This window comes from Mangrovimonas xylaniphaga (genome assembly GCF_001280435.1).
Taxonomy (GTDB): Bacteria; Bacteroidota; Bacteroidia; order Flavobacteriales; family Flavobacteriaceae; genus Mangrovimonas_A; species Mangrovimonas_A xylaniphaga.
Map to the genome: position 1 here is coordinate 1 of NZ_LBIP01000017.1, position 17,742 is coordinate 17,742.

At 38.6% G+C, this 17,742-nt stretch carries 13 protein-coding genes, 2 tRNA genes and 1 rRNA gene; 13 read left to right on the top strand and 3 right to left on the bottom strand.

Annotation, left to right across the window (positions count from 1 at the left end; translation table 11 throughout):
- Nucleotides 1–3 precede the first annotated feature (3 nt).
- From rrf to ZA06_RS09885, 4 genes are all read left to right on the top strand, one after another.
- Nucleotides 4–111 (top strand): 5S ribosomal RNA (gene rrf / locus ZA06_RS09870).
- A 588-nt stretch (nucleotides 112–699) separates the two neighbouring features.
- A complete protein-coding gene (locus tag ZA06_RS09875; RefSeq protein WP_053977316.1) occupies nucleotides 700–3,390 on the top strand; it encodes a pectate lyase family protein in 2,691 nt (896 codons plus the stop codon).
- Nucleotides 3,391–3,506: 116 nt separating this feature from the next.
- Nucleotides 3,507–4,487: a T9SS type A sorting domain-containing protein gene (locus ZA06_RS09880; RefSeq protein ID WP_157503216.1), complete on the top strand. Its 981-nt coding sequence runs from the start codon at nucleotides 3,507–3,509 to the stop codon at nucleotides 4,485–4,487.
- 85 nt (nucleotides 4,488–4,572) lie between these two features.
- Nucleotides 4,573–5,841, top strand: coding sequence for a pectate lyase family protein (locus ZA06_RS09885; protein WP_053977318.1), 1,269 nt, complete (start codon nucleotides 4,573–4,575; stop codon nucleotides 5,839–5,841).
- A 69-nt stretch (nucleotides 5,842–5,910) separates the two neighbouring features.
- Here ZA06_RS09885 and ZA06_RS09890 read toward each other — a convergent pair whose 3' ends face one another.
- Complete coding sequence (locus tag ZA06_RS09890) at nucleotides 5,911–7,053, bottom strand: acyl-CoA dehydrogenase (protein ID WP_053977529.1); 1,143 nt, start codon at nucleotides 7,051–7,053, stop codon at nucleotides 5,911–5,913.
- A gap of 92 nt (nucleotides 7,054–7,145) precedes the next feature.
- Between ZA06_RS09890 and ZA06_RS09895 the strand changes: the two genes are divergently transcribed.
- From ZA06_RS09895 to ZA06_RS09935, 9 genes are all read left to right on the top strand, one after another.
- Nucleotides 7,146–8,210: an anhydro-N-acetylmuramic acid kinase gene (locus ZA06_RS09895; protein ID WP_053977319.1), complete on the top strand. Its 1,065-nt coding sequence runs from the start codon at nucleotides 7,146–7,148 to the stop codon at nucleotides 8,208–8,210.
- Between the two features lie 136 nt (nucleotides 8,211–8,346).
- Nucleotides 8,347–9,573 (top strand): Glu/Leu/Phe/Val dehydrogenase dimerization domain-containing protein, encoded by a 1,227-nt coding sequence (locus ZA06_RS09900; RefSeq protein ID WP_053977320.1) that lies wholly within the window; start codon nucleotides 8,347–8,349, stop codon nucleotides 9,571–9,573.
- A gap of 9 nt (nucleotides 9,574–9,582) precedes the next feature.
- Complete coding sequence (gene nhaD / locus ZA06_RS09905) at nucleotides 9,583–10,977, top strand: sodium:proton antiporter NhaD (RefSeq protein WP_053977321.1); 1,395 nt, start codon at nucleotides 9,583–9,585, stop codon at nucleotides 10,975–10,977.
- A 68-nt stretch (nucleotides 10,978–11,045) separates the two neighbouring features.
- Entirely contained in the window at nucleotides 11,046–11,738 is a 693-nt protein-coding gene (locus ZA06_RS09910; protein WP_053977530.1) for a MotA/TolQ/ExbB proton channel family protein, read from the top strand.
- Complete coding sequence (locus ZA06_RS09915) at nucleotides 11,738–12,133, top strand: ExbD/TolR family protein (protein WP_053977322.1); 396 nt, start codon at nucleotides 11,738–11,740, stop codon at nucleotides 12,131–12,133. The genes ZA06_RS09910 and ZA06_RS09915 overlap by 1 nt, the downstream gene beginning before the upstream one ends.
- A gap of 1 nt (nucleotide 12,134) precedes the next feature.
- The gene (locus ZA06_RS09920; RefSeq protein ID WP_053977323.1) at nucleotides 12,135–13,025 is read left to right on the top strand and encodes a hypothetical protein; all 891 of its coding nucleotides are present in this window, start codon (nucleotides 12,135–12,137) and stop codon (nucleotides 13,023–13,025) included.
- Between the two features lie 4 nt (nucleotides 13,026–13,029).
- On the top strand, nucleotides 13,030–14,247 hold the full coding sequence (locus ZA06_RS09925; RefSeq protein WP_053977324.1) for a bifunctional folylpolyglutamate synthase/dihydrofolate synthase: 1,218 nt from the start codon (nucleotides 13,030–13,032) through the stop codon (nucleotides 14,245–14,247).
- A 64-nt stretch (nucleotides 14,248–14,311) separates the two neighbouring features.
- Nucleotides 14,312–14,386: transfer RNA gene (locus ZA06_RS09930), tRNA-Val, on the top strand.
- 160 nt (nucleotides 14,387–14,546) lie between these two features.
- Nucleotides 14,547–14,621: transfer RNA gene (locus tag ZA06_RS09935), tRNA-Val, on the top strand.
- A 37-nt stretch (nucleotides 14,622–14,658) separates the two neighbouring features.
- Here the strand turns inward: ZA06_RS09935 and ZA06_RS09940 are convergent.
- Together ZA06_RS09940 and gldJ are read right to left on the bottom strand one after the other, a co-directional pair.
- The gene (locus tag ZA06_RS09940) at nucleotides 14,659–15,945 is read right to left on the bottom strand and encodes a UDP-N-acetylmuramoyl-tripeptide--D-alanyl-D-alanine ligase (RefSeq protein ID WP_053977325.1); all 1,287 of its coding nucleotides are present in this window, start codon (nucleotides 15,943–15,945) and stop codon (nucleotides 14,659–14,661) included.
- A 68-nt stretch (nucleotides 15,946–16,013) separates the two neighbouring features.
- A complete protein-coding gene (gldJ, locus tag ZA06_RS09945) occupies nucleotides 16,014–17,699 on the bottom strand; it encodes a gliding motility lipoprotein GldJ (protein ID WP_171971852.1) in 1,686 nt (561 codons plus the stop codon).
- Nucleotides 17,700–17,742: the final 43 nt, after the last annotated feature.

Genomic DNA, 17,742 nt, shown 5'->3' on the forward strand with positions numbered 1-17,742 from the left:
ATTTAAGGCGGTTATAGCGACGGGGCTCACCTCTTACCTTTCCGAACAGAGAAGTTAAGCCCGTTAGCGCCGATGGTACTGCACCCGTGGGAGAGTAGGTCGTCGCCTTTTTTGAAGCCCCCAGCATCATTTGCTGGGGGCTTTTTGTTTTTGGACACTTCACCATTTATGGCGCATATATTATTTTACTGATAAAATTGCCTCTGTTAACTTGTTTTAATTTAGATAAAGGGTATAATACTCTATATTTTCACGTTAATCGTATTGAAGGCCATTGTCCTATGTTCTAATATGAGTTATAGGGTAATCGTTAAGTCTCGTCTTCAACTTCCTAAGAGTTTGGGTTATACTTTATTAACAATACTTAAAGATGTAATCGATTGAAAAAGTTCAACTAATTCACAGTACTTTCTGTTTGACAACTTATTTGATTGCCTCATATTCTTTGGGATTCCAGTTGTATTAAGGTTCTGTTTGCTTATCTATTAAGCATTGGGCTGTAAATAGTGCATATCAGTAAAAATATGTTAGTTTTTTTGTGGATATGATAATTAATTTCTACTTTAGTGTAATCGATTACAACATTATCTGTTTTTTTATCGAGTTACTGGATAGGAGTTTAACTGATTGAAGCTAAGCCACCGAAATCGTAGTAAATGGAATGCAAGTAACCAACTATAATCATTTAATACATGCCTAATGGTTAAAAAACTACTTTCCCTATTAGTGTTGTTGCTATTGGCAACCGAAGTCAGTTATTCTCAAGAAACCTTAATTGATTTCAATTTTCAAGAAACCGATATGCCCGAAGGTATTACATCGGATGGAACCATTTCAACTGGTGGTCCAGTTAACAATTGTACAGAATGTTCTGAGGGACGTCTTGTGGTAAGTACTGGAGGTTATTTGCAAGCCGATGTGTCTAGTTGTGCAATTTTTTTGGTTAAAATGAAATCTTCCGGAAGCACACCAAGAACTGTTACCGTAAAGTACCAACATTGGGGTTCGGAAGATTATATAATTGCTGGAGATATTTCTGTGGTGCAGTCTGGAACTGGACTATATGAGCTTACAGATTTTTTTCCTGCAATTCAAACACCTGGGACTACTTCCATTCGTTTGGAAAATGCTCCTAGCGGTGGGCAAGTACATATTCATGATTTATATATAGAATCTAGTGCCGATTTGTTTTCAGAAGCGGACATTCTTACGTTTAACTTGGCTGGTCAGGTAGGTGAAGAAATAATCGATACAGATGCCAATACTATTAGTGTATCAGTTCCTATTGGAATGGATTTAACTTCAGTGATTCCTGAAGAAATAGAAATATCTCCTTCGGCAACTATTTCACCTTCGGTGGATACAGCGAGGGATTTTTCTGTAGGAAATAATGTGAGTTATACAGTAACGTCACAAGATGGTAATACTATTAAAGAATGGTTGGTAAGTGTTTCCGAAGTGGTGTCCAGTGAAAAAGACATTACCGCTTTTACATTGGTCGAAAATCAAATAGGAGAAACCATCATTGACAGTGAAGCGGGAACGATTGAAGTGACCGTGCCAGAATCTGTGGATGTTACCAACCTTGTTCCAACGACGTTGACAATTTCGCCCTTTGCGGGCATAACACCTTCGGCAGATACCCCTCGAGATTTTTCTAGTCCAGTTGAATATATCGTGACGGCCCAAGACAACAGCTCAAAAACTTGGACGATTACTGTTTCTGAAGAATTGCCTGTTTACAGTTTGAACGTGTCAGTTACAGGAATTGGAAATGTGACTTTAAGTCCGGAAGGCGGTATGTATGAAGAAGGAACGGTGGTAACCCTTACTGCGGAGCCTATTTGGGATGCTACCTTTACTGGATGGGCCGGAGACTTAAGCGGCAATGAATTGGTAGAAACCCTTACTATGGATGGTTCCAAAAGTGTGACGGCAATTTTTTCAGCAGATGTGGAATTGGATTTTGAGATTCCTGTGGGATTTGCTTCCGTTGATACAGGTACTGAATATCAAAATTACGATTTCAGTTTTAATGGTCCTGTAAGCGGTGGTCAAGGAGCAGCGGATACGCTTTGGGTGAATGGTCCTGACGATTTTGACATGTTGGCTTGGCATTTATACTATAGAAATAGGGCCTACAAAGGACTTTCGGGAACCAATGGCGTTACCGCAACGCCAGAAGTCATTGTTTTCACAGAAGGGGTTTACGAAGAAGGAACTTCCGATTCTTCGGCTTGGGGGAATCATATGTTGACGGTTCAAGAGCAAGGAGATTTAACTATTATTGGTGAACAAAATGTGGTTTTGAAGTTTGGATTAAACATTAAGCGTTCTTGGAACGTATTGATTCGCAACCTGACATTTTATGATTATTATGATGACGGGATTAATATTGGAGAGCCAGAAACCCACCACATATGGGTAGACCACTGTACAGTTGGACATCCTGATGCAAGACCAGAAGATCAAGATCATCCTGATGGCGGTATTGACGTTAAGGGAGGAGCAAGTTATATCACCTTATCTTGGAATATTTTGAGAAATAGTTGGAAGACCAATCTTATTGGACATTCCGATAGCAATGGATCGGAAGATTTGGGGAAATTGAAAGTCACTCTTTATGCCAACCATTATTTCAATAGTAATTCCAGAAACCCAAGAGTGCGTTTTGGAGAAGTACACGTGTTGAACAATTTGGTGGAAGGGATCACGCTTTACGGTATAGCGGCGTCCAATCAATCGCAGGTGTATGTCGAAAATAATTTCTATCTCAATACGCGTTGGCCAATGTACGCCGATAGAACGGTTTCCGATTTTCAAGCTGTTTATGGTGTAAATACCGATAACACTTTTACTTCTAAAACGGGAAATTATCCAGCAACGGCATTGAAGCAAGTAGGGAATGCTTATGATGATAGTGAACTTCCTGTTATCACCTCACAAATCAATCCAGAGATGTTGAACCCGGGAGGCCGTTCGGTAAAATTTGATGAATTGAATCCTGAAGGAATTTTTGAACCCTCTTCCTATTACGACTATGAAGCATTTCCTGCCGATGTTGTTGAAGAATTGATCCCTCTTTATGCTGGAGCAGATGTTATTGATTTCTTTCAAACGGAGTCCCTTGGAGTATTGGATCTGGAGGAGCAGTTGTTTAAGTTATATCCAAATCCAGTTAGGGATTATTTGGTATTGCAACATACTTCTGCGGATAAAAATGGAACTGTAGATATTTACAATTTGTCTGGTGTAATTGTGATGTCTGTAAAAGTGGAAGAAATGAGTACACTCACACGTTTGGATCTAGGGGCATTGGCCAATGGATTTTACGTGATACAATATAAAGATGCTCAAAAGCAACAGCAATTCAGAATTGTTAAAGGATAATTTATAAAAGTATAGATATTGAATAAAGCCCTGAATAGTTTAAAGAGTTGGTAATTTTTGAGAAAGGGAAAGGTTCTCTTTTGACGGATTATATATTTAATTTTAAAACTAACATTATGAAAAAACAATTACTTAAACTTGCTATGATTGCCATTCCTGTTGTTGGATTGATGTCATTTAAGAGCTCCCCAATGTTTTTTGGACCAGGCTGGACTATTTATCAAGCTGATGTATTACCCGAGGCTTTTGAGCCACCTTTCCAAACCTCCAGTGCTGGAACTAATTTTTCAAACCAAATTGTTGTCGATCCAGATGATGGGAATAACAACTTATTAGTAATGGAATGCCCAGGAACTTCTTTTTACTGGAGAATGAATTTTGCCAATAATGATGTAACCGTTGATAATTTAACAGTGGTTATGAGGGTAAAAGGTAATCCAGCTTATGATGTTGCTTTAGATTTGGATATGCATTATAACGATATGCGTACTCGGGTGTCCTTCCAAAAGAATTATAATGAAGAAGCAAATGCGATAAGAGTAAGAAATGGAACGGGACCAGATGGCGCATCAAGTGGTCCTTTAGGAGTTAATATGGACGAATGGCACACCTATCGCTTTACCATGACAGCGGAACAAACCTTAATTTATGTTGATGAAAGTGATACACCTGTTATGACTATTACCCCATTATCAGCGGCTAGTAGTAACAGTCACTTCCGTTTTGGAGATGGGTCTTCCTCAGAGAATGAGTATGGTGCAACTATTGATTGGGTGGTATGGGATACTTCAGGAGCTTATTCGCCATCAGAAATGGCATTGCCAGCAGAAGTGTTGAGTGTAGATTCTTTTGCAACTAATAGTGCTTGGGTTGGACCAGTACCTACAAAGGATATTTTATACGTGAACCATCCTAACTCAAGTGGTGATTCTCAAATAAAGGTATTTAACCTTTCTGGGAAATTGGTAAAATCTATCGAAACCCAAGGGAATTTGGAGAGAACTGAAATTGACATGAGCGAATTGGCTGCAGGTTTGTATATTGTGAACTATAAAAACGGAAATCAAGAACAACAGTTCAAAGTTTTAAAAGAATAATTACAATTTGAGACTACAAAAAGTATTTAAAAACATAACACCAAAAACTTTTGTGCTAAGCAACCTTATAAAAATAGGGTTGCTTATGCCTTTTATGGGAATATCCCAAAATTTGGCATTTCCAACAGCAGAAGGATTTGGACGCTTTACCACAGGAGGAAGAGGCGGAAAAGTAATTAAGGTTACCAATCTTAACGATCAAGGCGAAGGAAGTTTACGTGCTGCAATCAAGGAAAAAGGTGCAAGAATTATTGTATTTGATGTTTCAGGAACCATTCAATTGGAGTCAAAGCTGGAAATCAAGAATAGTAATGTAACCATTGCTGGCCAAACAGCGCCTGGCGATGGTATTACTATTGCGGGATATTCTGTAGCCATTAAAACCGATAATGTTATTTTGAGGTATTTGCGTTTTCGGTTGGGGGATGTCAACAAAGTTCAAGATGATGCTATTGGGGGAAGAGATCGTAGAGATATCATCCTAGATCATTGCTCAATGAGTTGGGCGACCGATGAAGTGGCTTCTTTTTACCAAAACCACAATTTTACTATGCAATGGTGTATTGTGTCTGAAGCCTTAAACCATTCTGTCCATGAAAAAGGAAACCATGGGTATGGAGGCATTTGGGGAGGAGCCAAGGTGTCTTTTCACCATAATTTAATTGCTAGCAACAATAGTAGAACCCCTCGTTTTAGTGGCTCTCCTACAACGGAAAACCTTTCGGACGAATTTGTGGATTTTAGAAATAACGTTATCTATAATTGGGGAGAAAATAATATTTATGGAGGTGAAAGAGGTACTTATAATATGGTTAACAATTATTTCAAATTTGGTCCTGCAACACCAAAGTCCAAAAAAGATAGAATTGTCAACCCCTATGAACCCTATGGAAAGTTTTTCGTAGACGGAAACTTCATAGAAGGTTTTCCTGAAATTTCCAAGAACAATTGGGATGGAGGAGTACAATGTGACGATTTTGAAATGGCCAAAGCGAAAGGGATGTTTCCTATCGATCAAAATGTGGAAACCCAATCGGCCGAGGATGCCTATCAATTGGTATTACTGCAGGCAGGGGCCAGTTTGAGGAGAGATGCTGTTGATGAACGTATCGTGAATGATGCCAAAACAGGTACCGCTTCTGTTGGAAATGGCATTATCGATTCCCAAGCACAAGTTGGGGGGTGGCCGGAGTTAACAACTGAACCACCTTTGCAAGATACTGACTTAGATGGTATGCCCGACAGTTGGGAACAAGACCAAGGGCTCAATCCTCAAGAGAATGATACTGCGTTATTCAGTTTGGATAGCGTCTATACCAATATTGAGGTTTACATCAATAGTTTGGTAAAATAACAATAAGAGTTTTTATCAGTAAAAAAGTCCAACCATGCGGTTGGACTTTTTCAGTATGTATTGTTTGGATTAGTCTCTCAAGACGCCTCTAGAAATTACAATTTTTTGGATTTCTGAAGTTCCTTCGTAAATCTGGGTGATTTTGGCATCACGCATCAAACGCTCTACGTGGTATTCTTTTACAAATCCATTTCCACCGTGAATTTGAACAGCTTCAACAGTTTGTTCCATTGCCACTTTTGAAGCATATAATTTTGCCATGGCACCAGACATGTCATAGTTATTTCCTTGGTCCTTGTCCCAAGCAGCTCTGAATACCAACATGCGCGCAGCTTCAATTTCAGTAGCCATATCGGCCAATTTAAAAGCAATAGCTTGGTGGTTGCAAATTTCAGTTCCGAAGGCTTTTCTTTCTTTGGAATATTTTAACGCCAATTCATAAGCCCCTGACGCAATCCCTAAAGCTTGGGAAGCAATCCCGATGCGTCCACCAGATAAGGTTTTCATGGCAAACTTAAATCCGAAACCATCTTCTCCAATTCTGTTTTCTTTTGGAACTTTTACATCATTGAATTGAAGGGTGTGCGTGTCACTTCCTCTAATACCCAATTTGTCTTCTTTAGGACCAATGTGGAACCCTTCCATGCCTTTTTCCACAATAAAAGCGTTAATTCCTCTGTGTCCTTTTTCACGATCGGTTTGGGCAATCACCAAATAAACATCGGCACGACCACCATTGGTAATCCAGTTTTTTGTGCCGTTCAATAAGTAGTAGTCGCCTTTATCGATAGCAGTAGTAGATTGAGAGGTTGCATCACTACCAGCTTCTGGCTCACTTAAACAAAACGCTCCAAGATTTTCTCCTGTTGCCAATTTGGTAAGGTATTTTTCTTTTTGGGCTTCAGAACCATAGGCTTCAAGGCCATAACACACCAAAGAATTGTTCACAGATACCATTACAGAAGCAGAAGCGTCTATTTTAGACAGCTCTTCCATAATCAATACATATGAAATGGCATCCATTCCGCTTCCTCCATATTTAGGATCTACCATGATTCCTAAAAATCCTAGGTCTCCCATTTTTTTGACCAACTCATCAGGGAATTCCTGTTTGTTGTCACGTTCTATCACGCCCGGAAGCAATTCTGTTTGAGCAAAATCACGGGCAGCATCGCGAATCATTAGATGTTCTTCGGTAAGCTTAAAATCTATCATGAAAAATAAATTGTTGAATTATTAAAAAATGTGAGCAAATATAGTATTTTGCTACGATTTTTTCAATAAGGGTAATTATTTTTACATATATGGCAAAAGACCACTATGAAATTATAGGAGTGATGTCCGGAACCTCATTAGATGGGGTCGATTTGATTTGGGCTACTTTTCATTTTGATGATAAATGGAGTTATAAGATCCATCAGGCTGAAACAGTGGCATATTCCAAGGATTGGGAAGCTAAATTGAAGCGTTTGGTGGACTTTTCCAAAGAGGAGTTGGCACAAATAGACCAAGATTACACCCAATATTTGGTAGGATTAATAGGTCAATTTATGTCTAAATATCAAATAGCCTCTTTGGATGCGGTGTGCTCTCATGGGCATACAGCCTTGCACCAACCAAGTGAGGGATTGACTTATCAAATAGGAAATTTGCCTATCATTTCAAAATTGTTGCAACAAAAGGTGGTATGTGATTTTCGAGTTCAGGATGTGGAATTGGGAGGCCAAGGGGCACCGTTGGTGCCTATTGGGGATGCTCTATTATTTTCGGAATATGATTTTTGTCTTAATTTGGGTGGTTTCGCCAATATTTCAACAGATATTGAAGGGAACAGAATTGCCTATGATATTTGTCCAGTAAATATTGTGTTGAACTATTATGTAAGACAATTAGGTTTGGATTATGACGATGAAGGTAAAATTGCTCGTTCCGGTAATTTGGATGAAGGGCTTTTGGAACAGTTAAATTTGCTTGAATTTTATCAAAAGAGTTTCCCTAAATCTTTAGGATTGGAATGGGTAGAAACCTCCATACTTCCATTGATAGATGCAGCCCAGCTTCCTATAAAGGATGTGCTTCGTACTTTTATTGAACATGCGGCCATTCAAATTGCAAAAGAGTTTACTTCAAAATCTAGAGGTACAGTTTTAACAACTGGTGGAGGTGCCTATAATTCATTTTTAATAGAAAGGATTCAATCAAAAACTGAAGCAAAAATAATCATTCCCAATCCTGCGATTATTGAGTATAAAGAAGCCCTCATATTTGGATTTTTGGGAGTCCTTAAACTAGAGAATCAGCCCAACTGTCTAGCCAGTGTAACGGGCGCAAGGCATGACCATAGCTCAGGTCAAGTGTATTATCCGTAAAATAATTTTAAAATTGATATTTAGGGATTTTTAGTTTTTTATATTTGTTGCGCAAGAAAAACGACGAGTAATTGTATCATTTTTAAAAGAAATACGAATGATACAAATTATATACAATAGAGATTAATAGCATTACATGAAAGATTTACTTCAAAAGTACGAAGCAAAAGAACCAGAAATAATATTTAATTGGAAAGACCCCGAAACAGAAGCCGAAGGCTGGACAGTAATCAACTCCTTAAGAGGAGGTGCTGCAGGTGGGGGAACTAGAATGAGAAAAGGCTTAGACATGAACGAGGTGTTGTCACTTGCCAAAACTATGGAAGTGAAATTCACCGTGTCTGGACCAGCCATTGGAGGCGCCAAGTCGGGGATTAATTTCGATCCTCAGGATCCTAGAAAAAAGGGCGTTTTAGAACGTTGGTATAAAGCCGTATCGCCACTGTTGAAAAGTTATTACGGAACAGGAGGGGATTTGAATGTAGATGAAATCCACGAGGTAATTCCTATTACGGAAGAGAGTGGTGTGTGGCATCCACAAGAAGGGGTTTTTGAAGGCCACTTCAAGCCAACCATTGCTGATAAAATCAACCGTATTGGGCAATTGAGACATGGAGTAATCAAGGTTATCGAAAACCCTGTGTACTCTCCGGATGTACGAAGAAAATATACCGTTGCAGACATGATTACTGGATATGGTGTTGCTGAAGCTGTAAAACATTTCTATGATATCAAAAATGAGTCTGTGGTAGGAAAACGTGCCGTAGTACAAGGTTTTGGAAATGTTGGTGCCGCAGCTGCATTCTATTTAGCGCAAATGGGAGCCAAAGTGGTTGGGATTATTGATGTTGTTGGAGGCTTGATTAAGGAAGAAGGATTTTCATTTGAAGAAATCACAGAATTATACCTTAATAAGAAAGGAAACAATCTAGCAGCGGAAAACTTGATTCCATTTGCCGAAATGAATGAACGAGTTTGGGGCTTAAAAACTGAAATCTTTACACCATGTGCCGCCTCAAGATTGGTAACCAAAGAGCAAATTGATCAAATGATCGATAACGGGTTGGAAGTGATTTCATGTGGAGCCAATGTGCCATTTGCCGACAAGGAAATTTTCTTTGGACCAATCATGGAGTATACCGATAGTAAAGTAAGTTTGATTCCTGACTTTATTTCCAACTGTGGAATGGCAAGGGTATTTGCTTATTTTATGGAGCAACGTGTACAAATGACAGACGATGCCATTTTTGGAGATACTTCTAACATTATTAAAGAAGCTATTAAAAACGTACATAGTAAAAACAATACAAAAACCGGTATAAGTGCTACTGCTTTTGAAATTGCATTGAGCCAACTTATATAAACTTAACTTATGGAAACTATAATAGTATTAGTATTTGTAGTAGGCTATTTGGCCATAACCTTAGAACATAATTTAAAAATTGATAAGTTAATCCCTGCTTTGGTCATGATGGCCATTAGTTGGGCTTTGATTGCGTTGGGTATTGATGCCTTCCCGCAATGGTTTGATTCTGCTCAGCATACCTTAATGGAAAATTTTGGAATGCTTGAGCATGAGGAAAAAATGCACCTAATGGAAGAAACATTACTTCACCATTTAGGAAAAACTGCTGAAATATTGGTGTTCTTGTTGGGAGCCATGACCATTGTGGAAATTATAGATTACTTTGATGGTTTCGCAACCATTAAAGGATTTATCAAAACCAAGAACAAAAAGACCATGTTATGGATCTTCTCTTTAATGGCATTTGCCTTGTCAGCAATCATTGATAACTTAACTGCTACTATTGTATTGATTTCCATTTTGCAGAAATTGATTCAGGATAGAAACACTCGTATTTGGTTTGCCGGTTTAATAATTATTGCAGCAAACGCCGGTGGTGCTTGGTCGCCTATTGGGGACGTTACAACAACCATGCTTTGGATTGGTAAAAAAGTTTCTGCAGGACATTTGTTCGCATATCTGTTTGTGCCTTCATTGTTGTGTATGTTGGTACCAACATTTATCGCATCGTTTTTGCCAGCATTCAAAGGTAAAATCGAAAATGAAGAATCTGACGATGACGGACCGAAGTCTAAATTTAGTGGTACTATGTTTTACTTAGGTTTAGGTGGGATTGTTTCCGTTCCGGTATTTAAGCAAGTAACGCATTTACCTCCTTATGTTGGGATGATGTTGGCTTTGGGCGTGGTAGCAATTTTTGCTGAAATCTATAGTAATACCAAATTCACATTAATGGATTCAGGGTCTGATGACGAAGCCTTCCAAGGACATCACAGTCCGGTTCACCATTCTTTATCAAGAATTGAAATGCCAAGCATTCTATTCTTCTTAGGAATTTTATTGGCCGTAGCGGCTATGGAATCTTTAGGAATCTTGTTCGGTTTTGCACAATCTTTGCAGCATACTATGCCTATGTTGGGTACTGAGTTACATCACGAAGGCGTTTCAGATTTGGTGGTATTGCTTATCGGTGTTGGTTCAGCCGTTATTGATAACGTACCGTTGGTGGCTGCCAGTTTGGGAATGTTTTCTGAGCCTATGGATAATGAACTTTGGCATTTTATTGCCTATTCAGCAGGAACCGGAGGAAGTATGTTGATCATTGGTTCTGCAGCCGGTGTAGTTGCTATGGGAATGGAGAAGATTGACTTTTTCTGGTACGTGAAAAAAATCTCTTGGTTAGCACTTATCGGGTTCTTGGTAGGAGCGGCAGCATTTATGGTAACAAGAACTTTACTATAACATATACTTTAGTTAGAAAACGAACGTTAAAACAATAATTAACACTAAATCTCAAAATTTACAATATGATGTTATCTTTTAACCTACAAGAAGGTGCAGAATTGCTTACTGAGGAACAACCAGTTGAAAAAACACTTTCGATTATTGAATTGATCTTTAGCGGTGGAACAGCCGGAATAGTGATTATCGGAATTTTACTTATCCTATTGGTATTGGCCATCTACATTTATTTTGAACGTTTATTCGCCATCAAAGACGCCTCCAAAATAGATGCCAATTTCATGAATCAAATTAAAGACCATGTTAGTAATGGGAAAATTGATTCAGCCCAAATGTTATGTGCCCAAGTAAATACTCCAGTTTCTAGATTGATCAATAAAGGGATTACCCGTATAGGAAAACCTTTGGAAGATATCAATACCGCCATTGAAAGTGCCGGAAGATTGGAAGTTTATAGCTTAGAGAAAAATGTAAGTGTTCTAGCAACAATTTCCGGTGCAGCCCCAATGATCGGATTCCTTGGAACAGTTATCGGGATGATTTTATCCATTTTCGAAATTGCAAATTCAGGAGGTCAAATTGATATAAAATTATTGGCTGATGGATTGTATACTGCTATGACTACAACCGTTGCGGGGTTAATTGTTGGTATTGTTGGATACATTGCTTACAACCATTTAGTGGTAAAAACCGATAAGGTTGTGTACCAAATGGAAGCAAATTCTTTAGAGTTCTTGGATCACTTAAATGAGCCTATCTAATGAATTTAAGAGGAAGAAATAAAGTCACGCCAGAATTCAATATGTCGTCCATGACGGATATTGTATTCTTGTTATTGATCTTTTTCATGTTGGCATCTACCTTGGTAACTACAAATGCCATTGACATTTTATTGCCAAAAGCGAGTGGAAAAACCGAAAACAAAAAATCGGTTGCGGTTAGCATTACTAAAGATTTAAGATATTATATAGATCAAAAATTGGTAGGAGAAAGCATGTTGGAAAACCAATTGGTTTCTGCATTAGCTGGACAGGACAAACCAACGGTTGTGTTGCGTGCGGAGAAATCTGTACCTGTAGACAATGTGGTTAAGGTTATGGACATTGCCAATAGAAACAAATTCAAGGTTATTTTAGCTGTAAAACCGAATAATTAATATGAAATATTTTGAGACCAAATATGAGCGCAACTCGGCCAAGATTACCGCATTGATTACGGTGATTTTGATATTGTTGTTATTTGTAGTTGGCCATAAATATTTGGATCCCCCAGAAGAATATGGTGTAGCCGTTAATTTTGGAAATTCAGCTGTGGGCAGTGGCGATGTACAGCCCACAAAACCTTTGGCGCCACCTAAGGAAACTGTGGAAACACCTGTTGAGGAAGTGAAGCCAGAAGAAACGGTGCAGCCGCAACCTAAGGAAGTTACTGAAACGGCTTCCAAGGCAGAAGATATGCTTACTGAGGACAGTGCTGAAACGATTGCCATCAAGAAGAAAAAGGAAGCTGATGCCAAAGCCAAAGCTGAAGCCGAACGTGTTGAACGTGAAAAACGTGAAGCAGCCGAGAAAAAGCGTTTGGAAGAAGAGAAGAAAAGGCAAGAAGAGGCTAAAAAGAAACAGGCACTTGATGCATTGATTGGTGGTGTTAGCAATTCCAAAGGAACAGCAACTGGAGGTGAAGGTCCAGATGGAAAACCTGGAGATAAAGGCCAGTTGGATGGAGATCCGTATGCGCCAAGTTATTTTGGAGGTAGTGGACCAGGTAAAGGTGGGGTAGGCTATGGTTTGGGAGGTCGAGGAACACCGAGTAAACAAATATTCAGACAGGACTGTAATGAATATGGATTGGTGGTTGTACGTATCGAGGTTGACCGAAGCGGTAATGTAGTTGCTGCAGAACCCGGTATTAGAGGTACTACAAATACTCATCCTTGTTTGTTGGAACCAGCTAAAAAAATTGCCCTATCGCATAAATGGCCTGCAGATCCAAAGGCACCTGCCAGACAAGTTGGATTTGTGAGCATTAATTTTGATGTAACCCAGTAGACATATGAATTATCAGGAAACTGTGAACTGGATGTTTAAGCAGTTACCTATGTATCAAAATTTAGGTACATCTGCCTATAAGAAGGATTTGAGCAATACCTTGTTGCTGGCTTCAGAGCTAAATCATCCTGAAAATCATTTTAAAAGCATACACGTGGCTGGTACTAATGGAAAAGGATCTACCAGCCACATGTTAGCTTCTATACTTCAAGAAGCGGGTTATAAAGTCGGTCTGTATACTTCACCACATTTAAAGGATTTTAGAGAGCGTATCAAAATTAATGGTGAAGACATCTCTGAAGACTTTGTAGTTGATTTTATAAATAAGCATCGAGACTTTTTTCAAAACAATCACCTGTCATTCTTTGAAATGACGGTTGGGATGGCATTCGATTATTTTACCAAATTCAAAGTGGATATAGCTATCATTGAGGTGGGGTTGGGAGGAAGACTGGATTCTACTAATATTATTACGCCTTTGGTTTCGGTGATAACCAATATTGGTTTGGACCATACCCAATTTTTGGGGAATGACCTCGCGTCTATAGCCAAAGAAAAAGCAGGCATTATCAAAAGGAATGTTCCTGTCGTGATTGGGGAAACCCAAGAAGAAACCGAAGCTGTATTTAAGGATAAGGCTAGGGAAGAGGGGGCCGAAATTCATTTTGCGGATCAAGAAATAGGTTCTGTATATGAGAGTGATTTAAAAGGACTGTATCAGCAGAAGAACATCAAAACGGTGTTGCAGGCTATTCAATTGTTGCCAAAGGATGAATACTACATTTCAGAAGAAGTTATTCAATGTGGGTTAAAGAAGGTTTCCGCTAATACTGGATTGAAGGGACGTTGGCAGATTCTCGGAGAAAACCCAAAAATTGTCTGCGATACGGCTCACAATAAGGAAGGGCTTAAATATATCGTTGAACAATTATCTAAGGAAGTATATAAACAACTTCATATAGTTTTTGGAGTTGTTAATGATAAATCGCTGGAGCCAATTTTTGAGGTAATGCCAAAAAATGCGACTTATTATTTCTGCAAGCCTGATATGCCAAGAGGATTGGACGCTCGTGTTTTGAAAGACGAATTTTTGCAACATGGTTTTGTTGGAGAGGCCTATTTCAGTGTAAATGAGGCCTTAAAAAAAGCGAAAGAGAAAGCTAGTAAAAACGATATGATTTATGTTGGCGGAAGCACTTTTGTGGTCGCTGAAATAATTTAAAAAATTTTTCAAAAAAGTTTTTGAGATATGAAAAACTAGACTATATTTGCAGTCCAATTACGAAGGGCGCGTAGCTCAGTTGGTTCAGAGCACTTGGTTTACACCCAAGGGGTCAGGGGTTCGAATCCCTTCGCGCCCACAGAAAAAGCTTCTCACATCGAGAAGCTTTTCTTATTTATAGAGGTTCTTAAGTTTATTGGAAAGTAACAAAATGTCGTTTTAAAACGAAGTTTAAAATTTTTCAAAAAAATGTTTTGAGAAATCAAAAACTAGACTATATTTGCACCCGCAACAAGCAAGGGCGCGTAGCTCAGTTGGTTCAGAGCACTTGGTTTACACCCAAGGGGTCAGGGGTTCGAATCCCTTCGCGCCCACAGAAAAAAGCTTCTCTTAATGAGAAGCTTTTTTTATTTACAACAATTCCAAAATCCGTTCCAAGGCCATTCCTCTTGATCCTTTTATCAGGATAAATTCATTTTCAAGGGTAGTGGTCGACAAATGCTTCTTCAAGTCTTCAAATAACTCAAATTTTAAGGTGTTCTTTCCGTTTGCTGTGGTATTGTAAAAATGTTTTCCAATAATGTAAATAGAGCCGTTAAAATGCGATTCCAGATAGTTTAAGATTGCTTGGTGTTCTTCTGCAGAAGTGCTTCCCAATTCAAACATATCGCCTAAAAAAACAGTTTTGTGCAAATCGGTAGTATATTGAATAAAATTCTCCAGGGCGGCCTTCATGCTAGTTGGATTAGCATTGTAGGCATCCAATATAATCTTGTTGCTATCTTTCTCTAAAAATTGGGATCTGTTATTGCTTGGTATATAGTTTTCAATCCCTTTTTTTATGTTTGCCGTTGAAACTTCAAAGTAGGAACCAATAGCTATGGCACTACTGATGTTATTAAAATTGTAGAGTCCGGTTAGGTGTGATGTGATTTCTGTTCCATCAAAATTAACAGTAACCTCAGATTGAGCATTTGTTAGTTTGATATTGGCATCTGTAGCGCTCTCTTCCCCAAAAGTAAAAACTGGCTTGTAACTGCCTATTTGCTTTAGTTGTGTAGTGTCGTTTGTATTGATGAAAACTGTTTTATTATGGGCTTTCAAATAATCGTACAATTCCGATTTGGCTGTTATCACGCCTTCCAAACTTCCGAAGCCTTCTAAATGTGCTTTGCCAAAATTGGTGATTAAACCATAATTAGGTTGAGCAATAGAGCATAAAAAGGCTATTTCTTTAGGATGATTGGCGCCCATTTCAACAATGCCTATTTCTGTTTCTTGTGTCATCTCCAAAAGGGTCAAAGGAACACCGATATGGTTGTTCAGGTTGCCCTTGGTGGCAGAAGTTCTAAATTGGGTCGAAAGGACTGCGTTAATCAATTCTTTGGTGGTTGTTTTACCGTTGCTGCCTGTTAAGGCAATGATAGGAAGGTTTAATTTTTTACGGTGATAGGAAGCTAATTCTTGTAAAGCTGCCAGCACATCTTTCACCAAAATCATTTGGGAGTTGGTTGTGTATTCCTTCTCATCAATTACGGCGTATTTGGCGCCATTTTCAAGGGCTTGTTGCGCAAATTTATTGCCATTGAAGTTATCTCCCTTTAGGGCGAAGAAAATGGCATTGGCTGTGACTTTCCTGGTGTCGGTTGTAACCGAAGTGCACTCCAAAAAAGCCTTATATAAATGTTCTATATTCATGAATTAAATGTAATAAAAAAGTCCTAACAGCAATGTTAGGACTTTTTAGATTTATAACTAAGATATGATTAGTTCTTTGTTTTGTTTTTCATTTTAGATTTAGATCCAACTCTAGACATTGCACATCTGAATCCGATGTAATCTGTTGCCATGTCCTGAGGGAAATATCTACGTTGTGCAGGGTCTAACCAGTAGTCTCTATCTTTCCAAGATCCACCTTTGTAAACTCTTACATTATCGTTGATCAAAGAAGTTCTAGCGTTAGATTTGTCGTACTCCTTGATTAAAGCTCCAGCAGAGTCTCTTTCGATGTGGTGCTTAGGAGAGTTGTACATTTTGCTAGTTGAAGTTTTTCCTTCACCTTCTTCTTCACTCTCGTCAAAATTGTCTTGGTAATAACGAGATGATCTTACGTCACCATCTCTAAAGTTTCTGTTATCACTAGTGTCAAAGTTTGTTCTTAAGTAAGTTTCGTTGTCATCAACAGGAACCTGTAGGATTTCACCAGGAAGATTTCTTGCAACAATTTTACCATTACTTAAAGTATCGTAAACAATCTCGTCTGGAGTTACAATTTTAACTGTTCCGTCTTCTCCGATAGCGTTTTTAGTATAAACGTTTCCACGGTAGTAGTTGAAATCATTGAATTCATCATCAACGATTGGTCTATAAACGTCAGCTACCCACTCGGCAACGTTACCAGCCATATCATATAATCCGTAATCGTTAGGAGCGTAAGACATTACTTTTGCAGTGATATCTGCACCGTCATCAGACCATCCAGCGATTCCACCGTAATCTCCTTTTCCTTGCTTAAAGTTAGCTAATTGATCACCTCTTGATTTTCTCTTTCCAGATCTAGTGTAAGCACCAGTCCAAGGATATTTCTTTCTTCCTCTATAAACATTGTAGCTTCTCAATTCGCTCATACCTAAAGCTGCATATTCCCACTCAGCTTCAGAAGGTAGACGGTATTTTGGAGAGATTACACCAGTTTCTCTGCTTGCGTAAACGTTAATTTCGTTTCCTTCAGCATCTGTCATTGGCTTAACGTTTCCTCCTCTTAATACCTCTTCATTCCCTCCAAAAGTTTGTGTTGGGGAATTGATGTAAGTATCGGTGTTGAAGTTACTTTCAGCAGAAACATCTGTTAAGTGAGAATCTCTTTTAAGGTAACCTGCATCTTGTAAGTACATTTCGTTAACACGGTCTGTTCTCCAATTTGCAAATTCTACAGCTTGAATCCAGCTAACTCCTACTACAGGATATTCACCATAACCTGGGTGACGTAGATAGTTTTCTGTCATCATTTCGCTATATCCTAAACGATTTCTCCATACTAGAGTGTCAGGAAGGGCACCTTCGTAAATTAACTTAAAGTTTGGATCGTCTGGAGGGTAAACTCTCTTGATCCAATCTAAATACTCTAAGTACATCATGTTGGTTACTTCCGTTTCATCCATGTAGAAAGACTGAACGTGCTGTTGATTTGGAGCATTGTTCCAATCGTGCATCACATCGTCTTGCACTTTACCCATGGTAAAAGTTCCACCTTCAATGAAAACTAATCCAGGCGCAGTTTCTTGTTCTTTAAAGCTTGTGTTGTATTGGAACCCTCCTTCTCTGTCATTAATCGTCCAGCCAGTGGCTCTCGAATTATTCTTCGACGAGGAAGATTTGTTACAACTAAACAATGCTAAAGATAGCGTTAGGGCTAACAGTATCCTTAGATTTAAAACGTTTTTCATATCCATACTTTTAAGTAAGCTAAATTAATTTTAGAGACGCAATATAGTA

Excerpts from the sequence above, each read along its gene's own strand:
- nhaD (WP_053977321.1), top strand. The coding sequence starts at position 9,583 with ATGGAAACTATAATAGTATTAGTATTTGTAGTAGGCTATTTGGCCATA.
- gldJ (WP_171971852.1), bottom strand. The coding sequence starts at position 17,699 with ATGGATATGAAAAACGTTTTAAATCTAAGGATACTGTTAGCCCTAACG.
- ZA06_RS09940 (WP_053977325.1), bottom strand. The coding sequence starts at position 15,945 with ATGAATATAGAACATTTATATAAGGCTTTTTTGGAGTGCACTTCGGTT.
- ZA06_RS09895 (WP_053977319.1), top strand. The coding sequence starts at position 7,146 with ATGGCAAAAGACCACTATGAAATTATAGGAGTGATGTCCGGAACCTCA.
- ZA06_RS09885 (WP_053977318.1), top strand. The coding sequence starts at position 4,573 with ATGCCTTTTATGGGAATATCCCAAAATTTGGCATTTCCAACAGCAGAA.
- ZA06_RS09875 (WP_053977316.1), top strand. The coding sequence starts at position 700 with ATGGTTAAAAAACTACTTTCCCTATTAGTGTTGTTGCTATTGGCAACC.
- ZA06_RS09925 (WP_053977324.1), top strand. The coding sequence starts at position 13,030 with ATGAATTATCAGGAAACTGTGAACTGGATGTTTAAGCAGTTACCTATG.
- ZA06_RS09910 (WP_053977530.1), top strand. The coding sequence starts at position 11,046 with ATGTTATCTTTTAACCTACAAGAAGGTGCAGAATTGCTTACTGAGGAA.
- ZA06_RS09900 (WP_053977320.1), top strand. The coding sequence starts at position 8,347 with ATGAAAGATTTACTTCAAAAGTACGAAGCAAAAGAACCAGAAATAATA.
- ZA06_RS09880 (WP_157503216.1), top strand. The coding sequence starts at position 3,507 with ATGAAAAAACAATTACTTAAACTTGCTATGATTGCCATTCCTGTTGTT.
- ZA06_RS09915 (WP_053977322.1), top strand. The coding sequence starts at position 11,738 with ATGAATTTAAGAGGAAGAAATAAAGTCACGCCAGAATTCAATATGTCG.
- ZA06_RS09920 (WP_053977323.1), top strand. The coding sequence starts at position 12,135 with ATGAAATATTTTGAGACCAAATATGAGCGCAACTCGGCCAAGATTACC.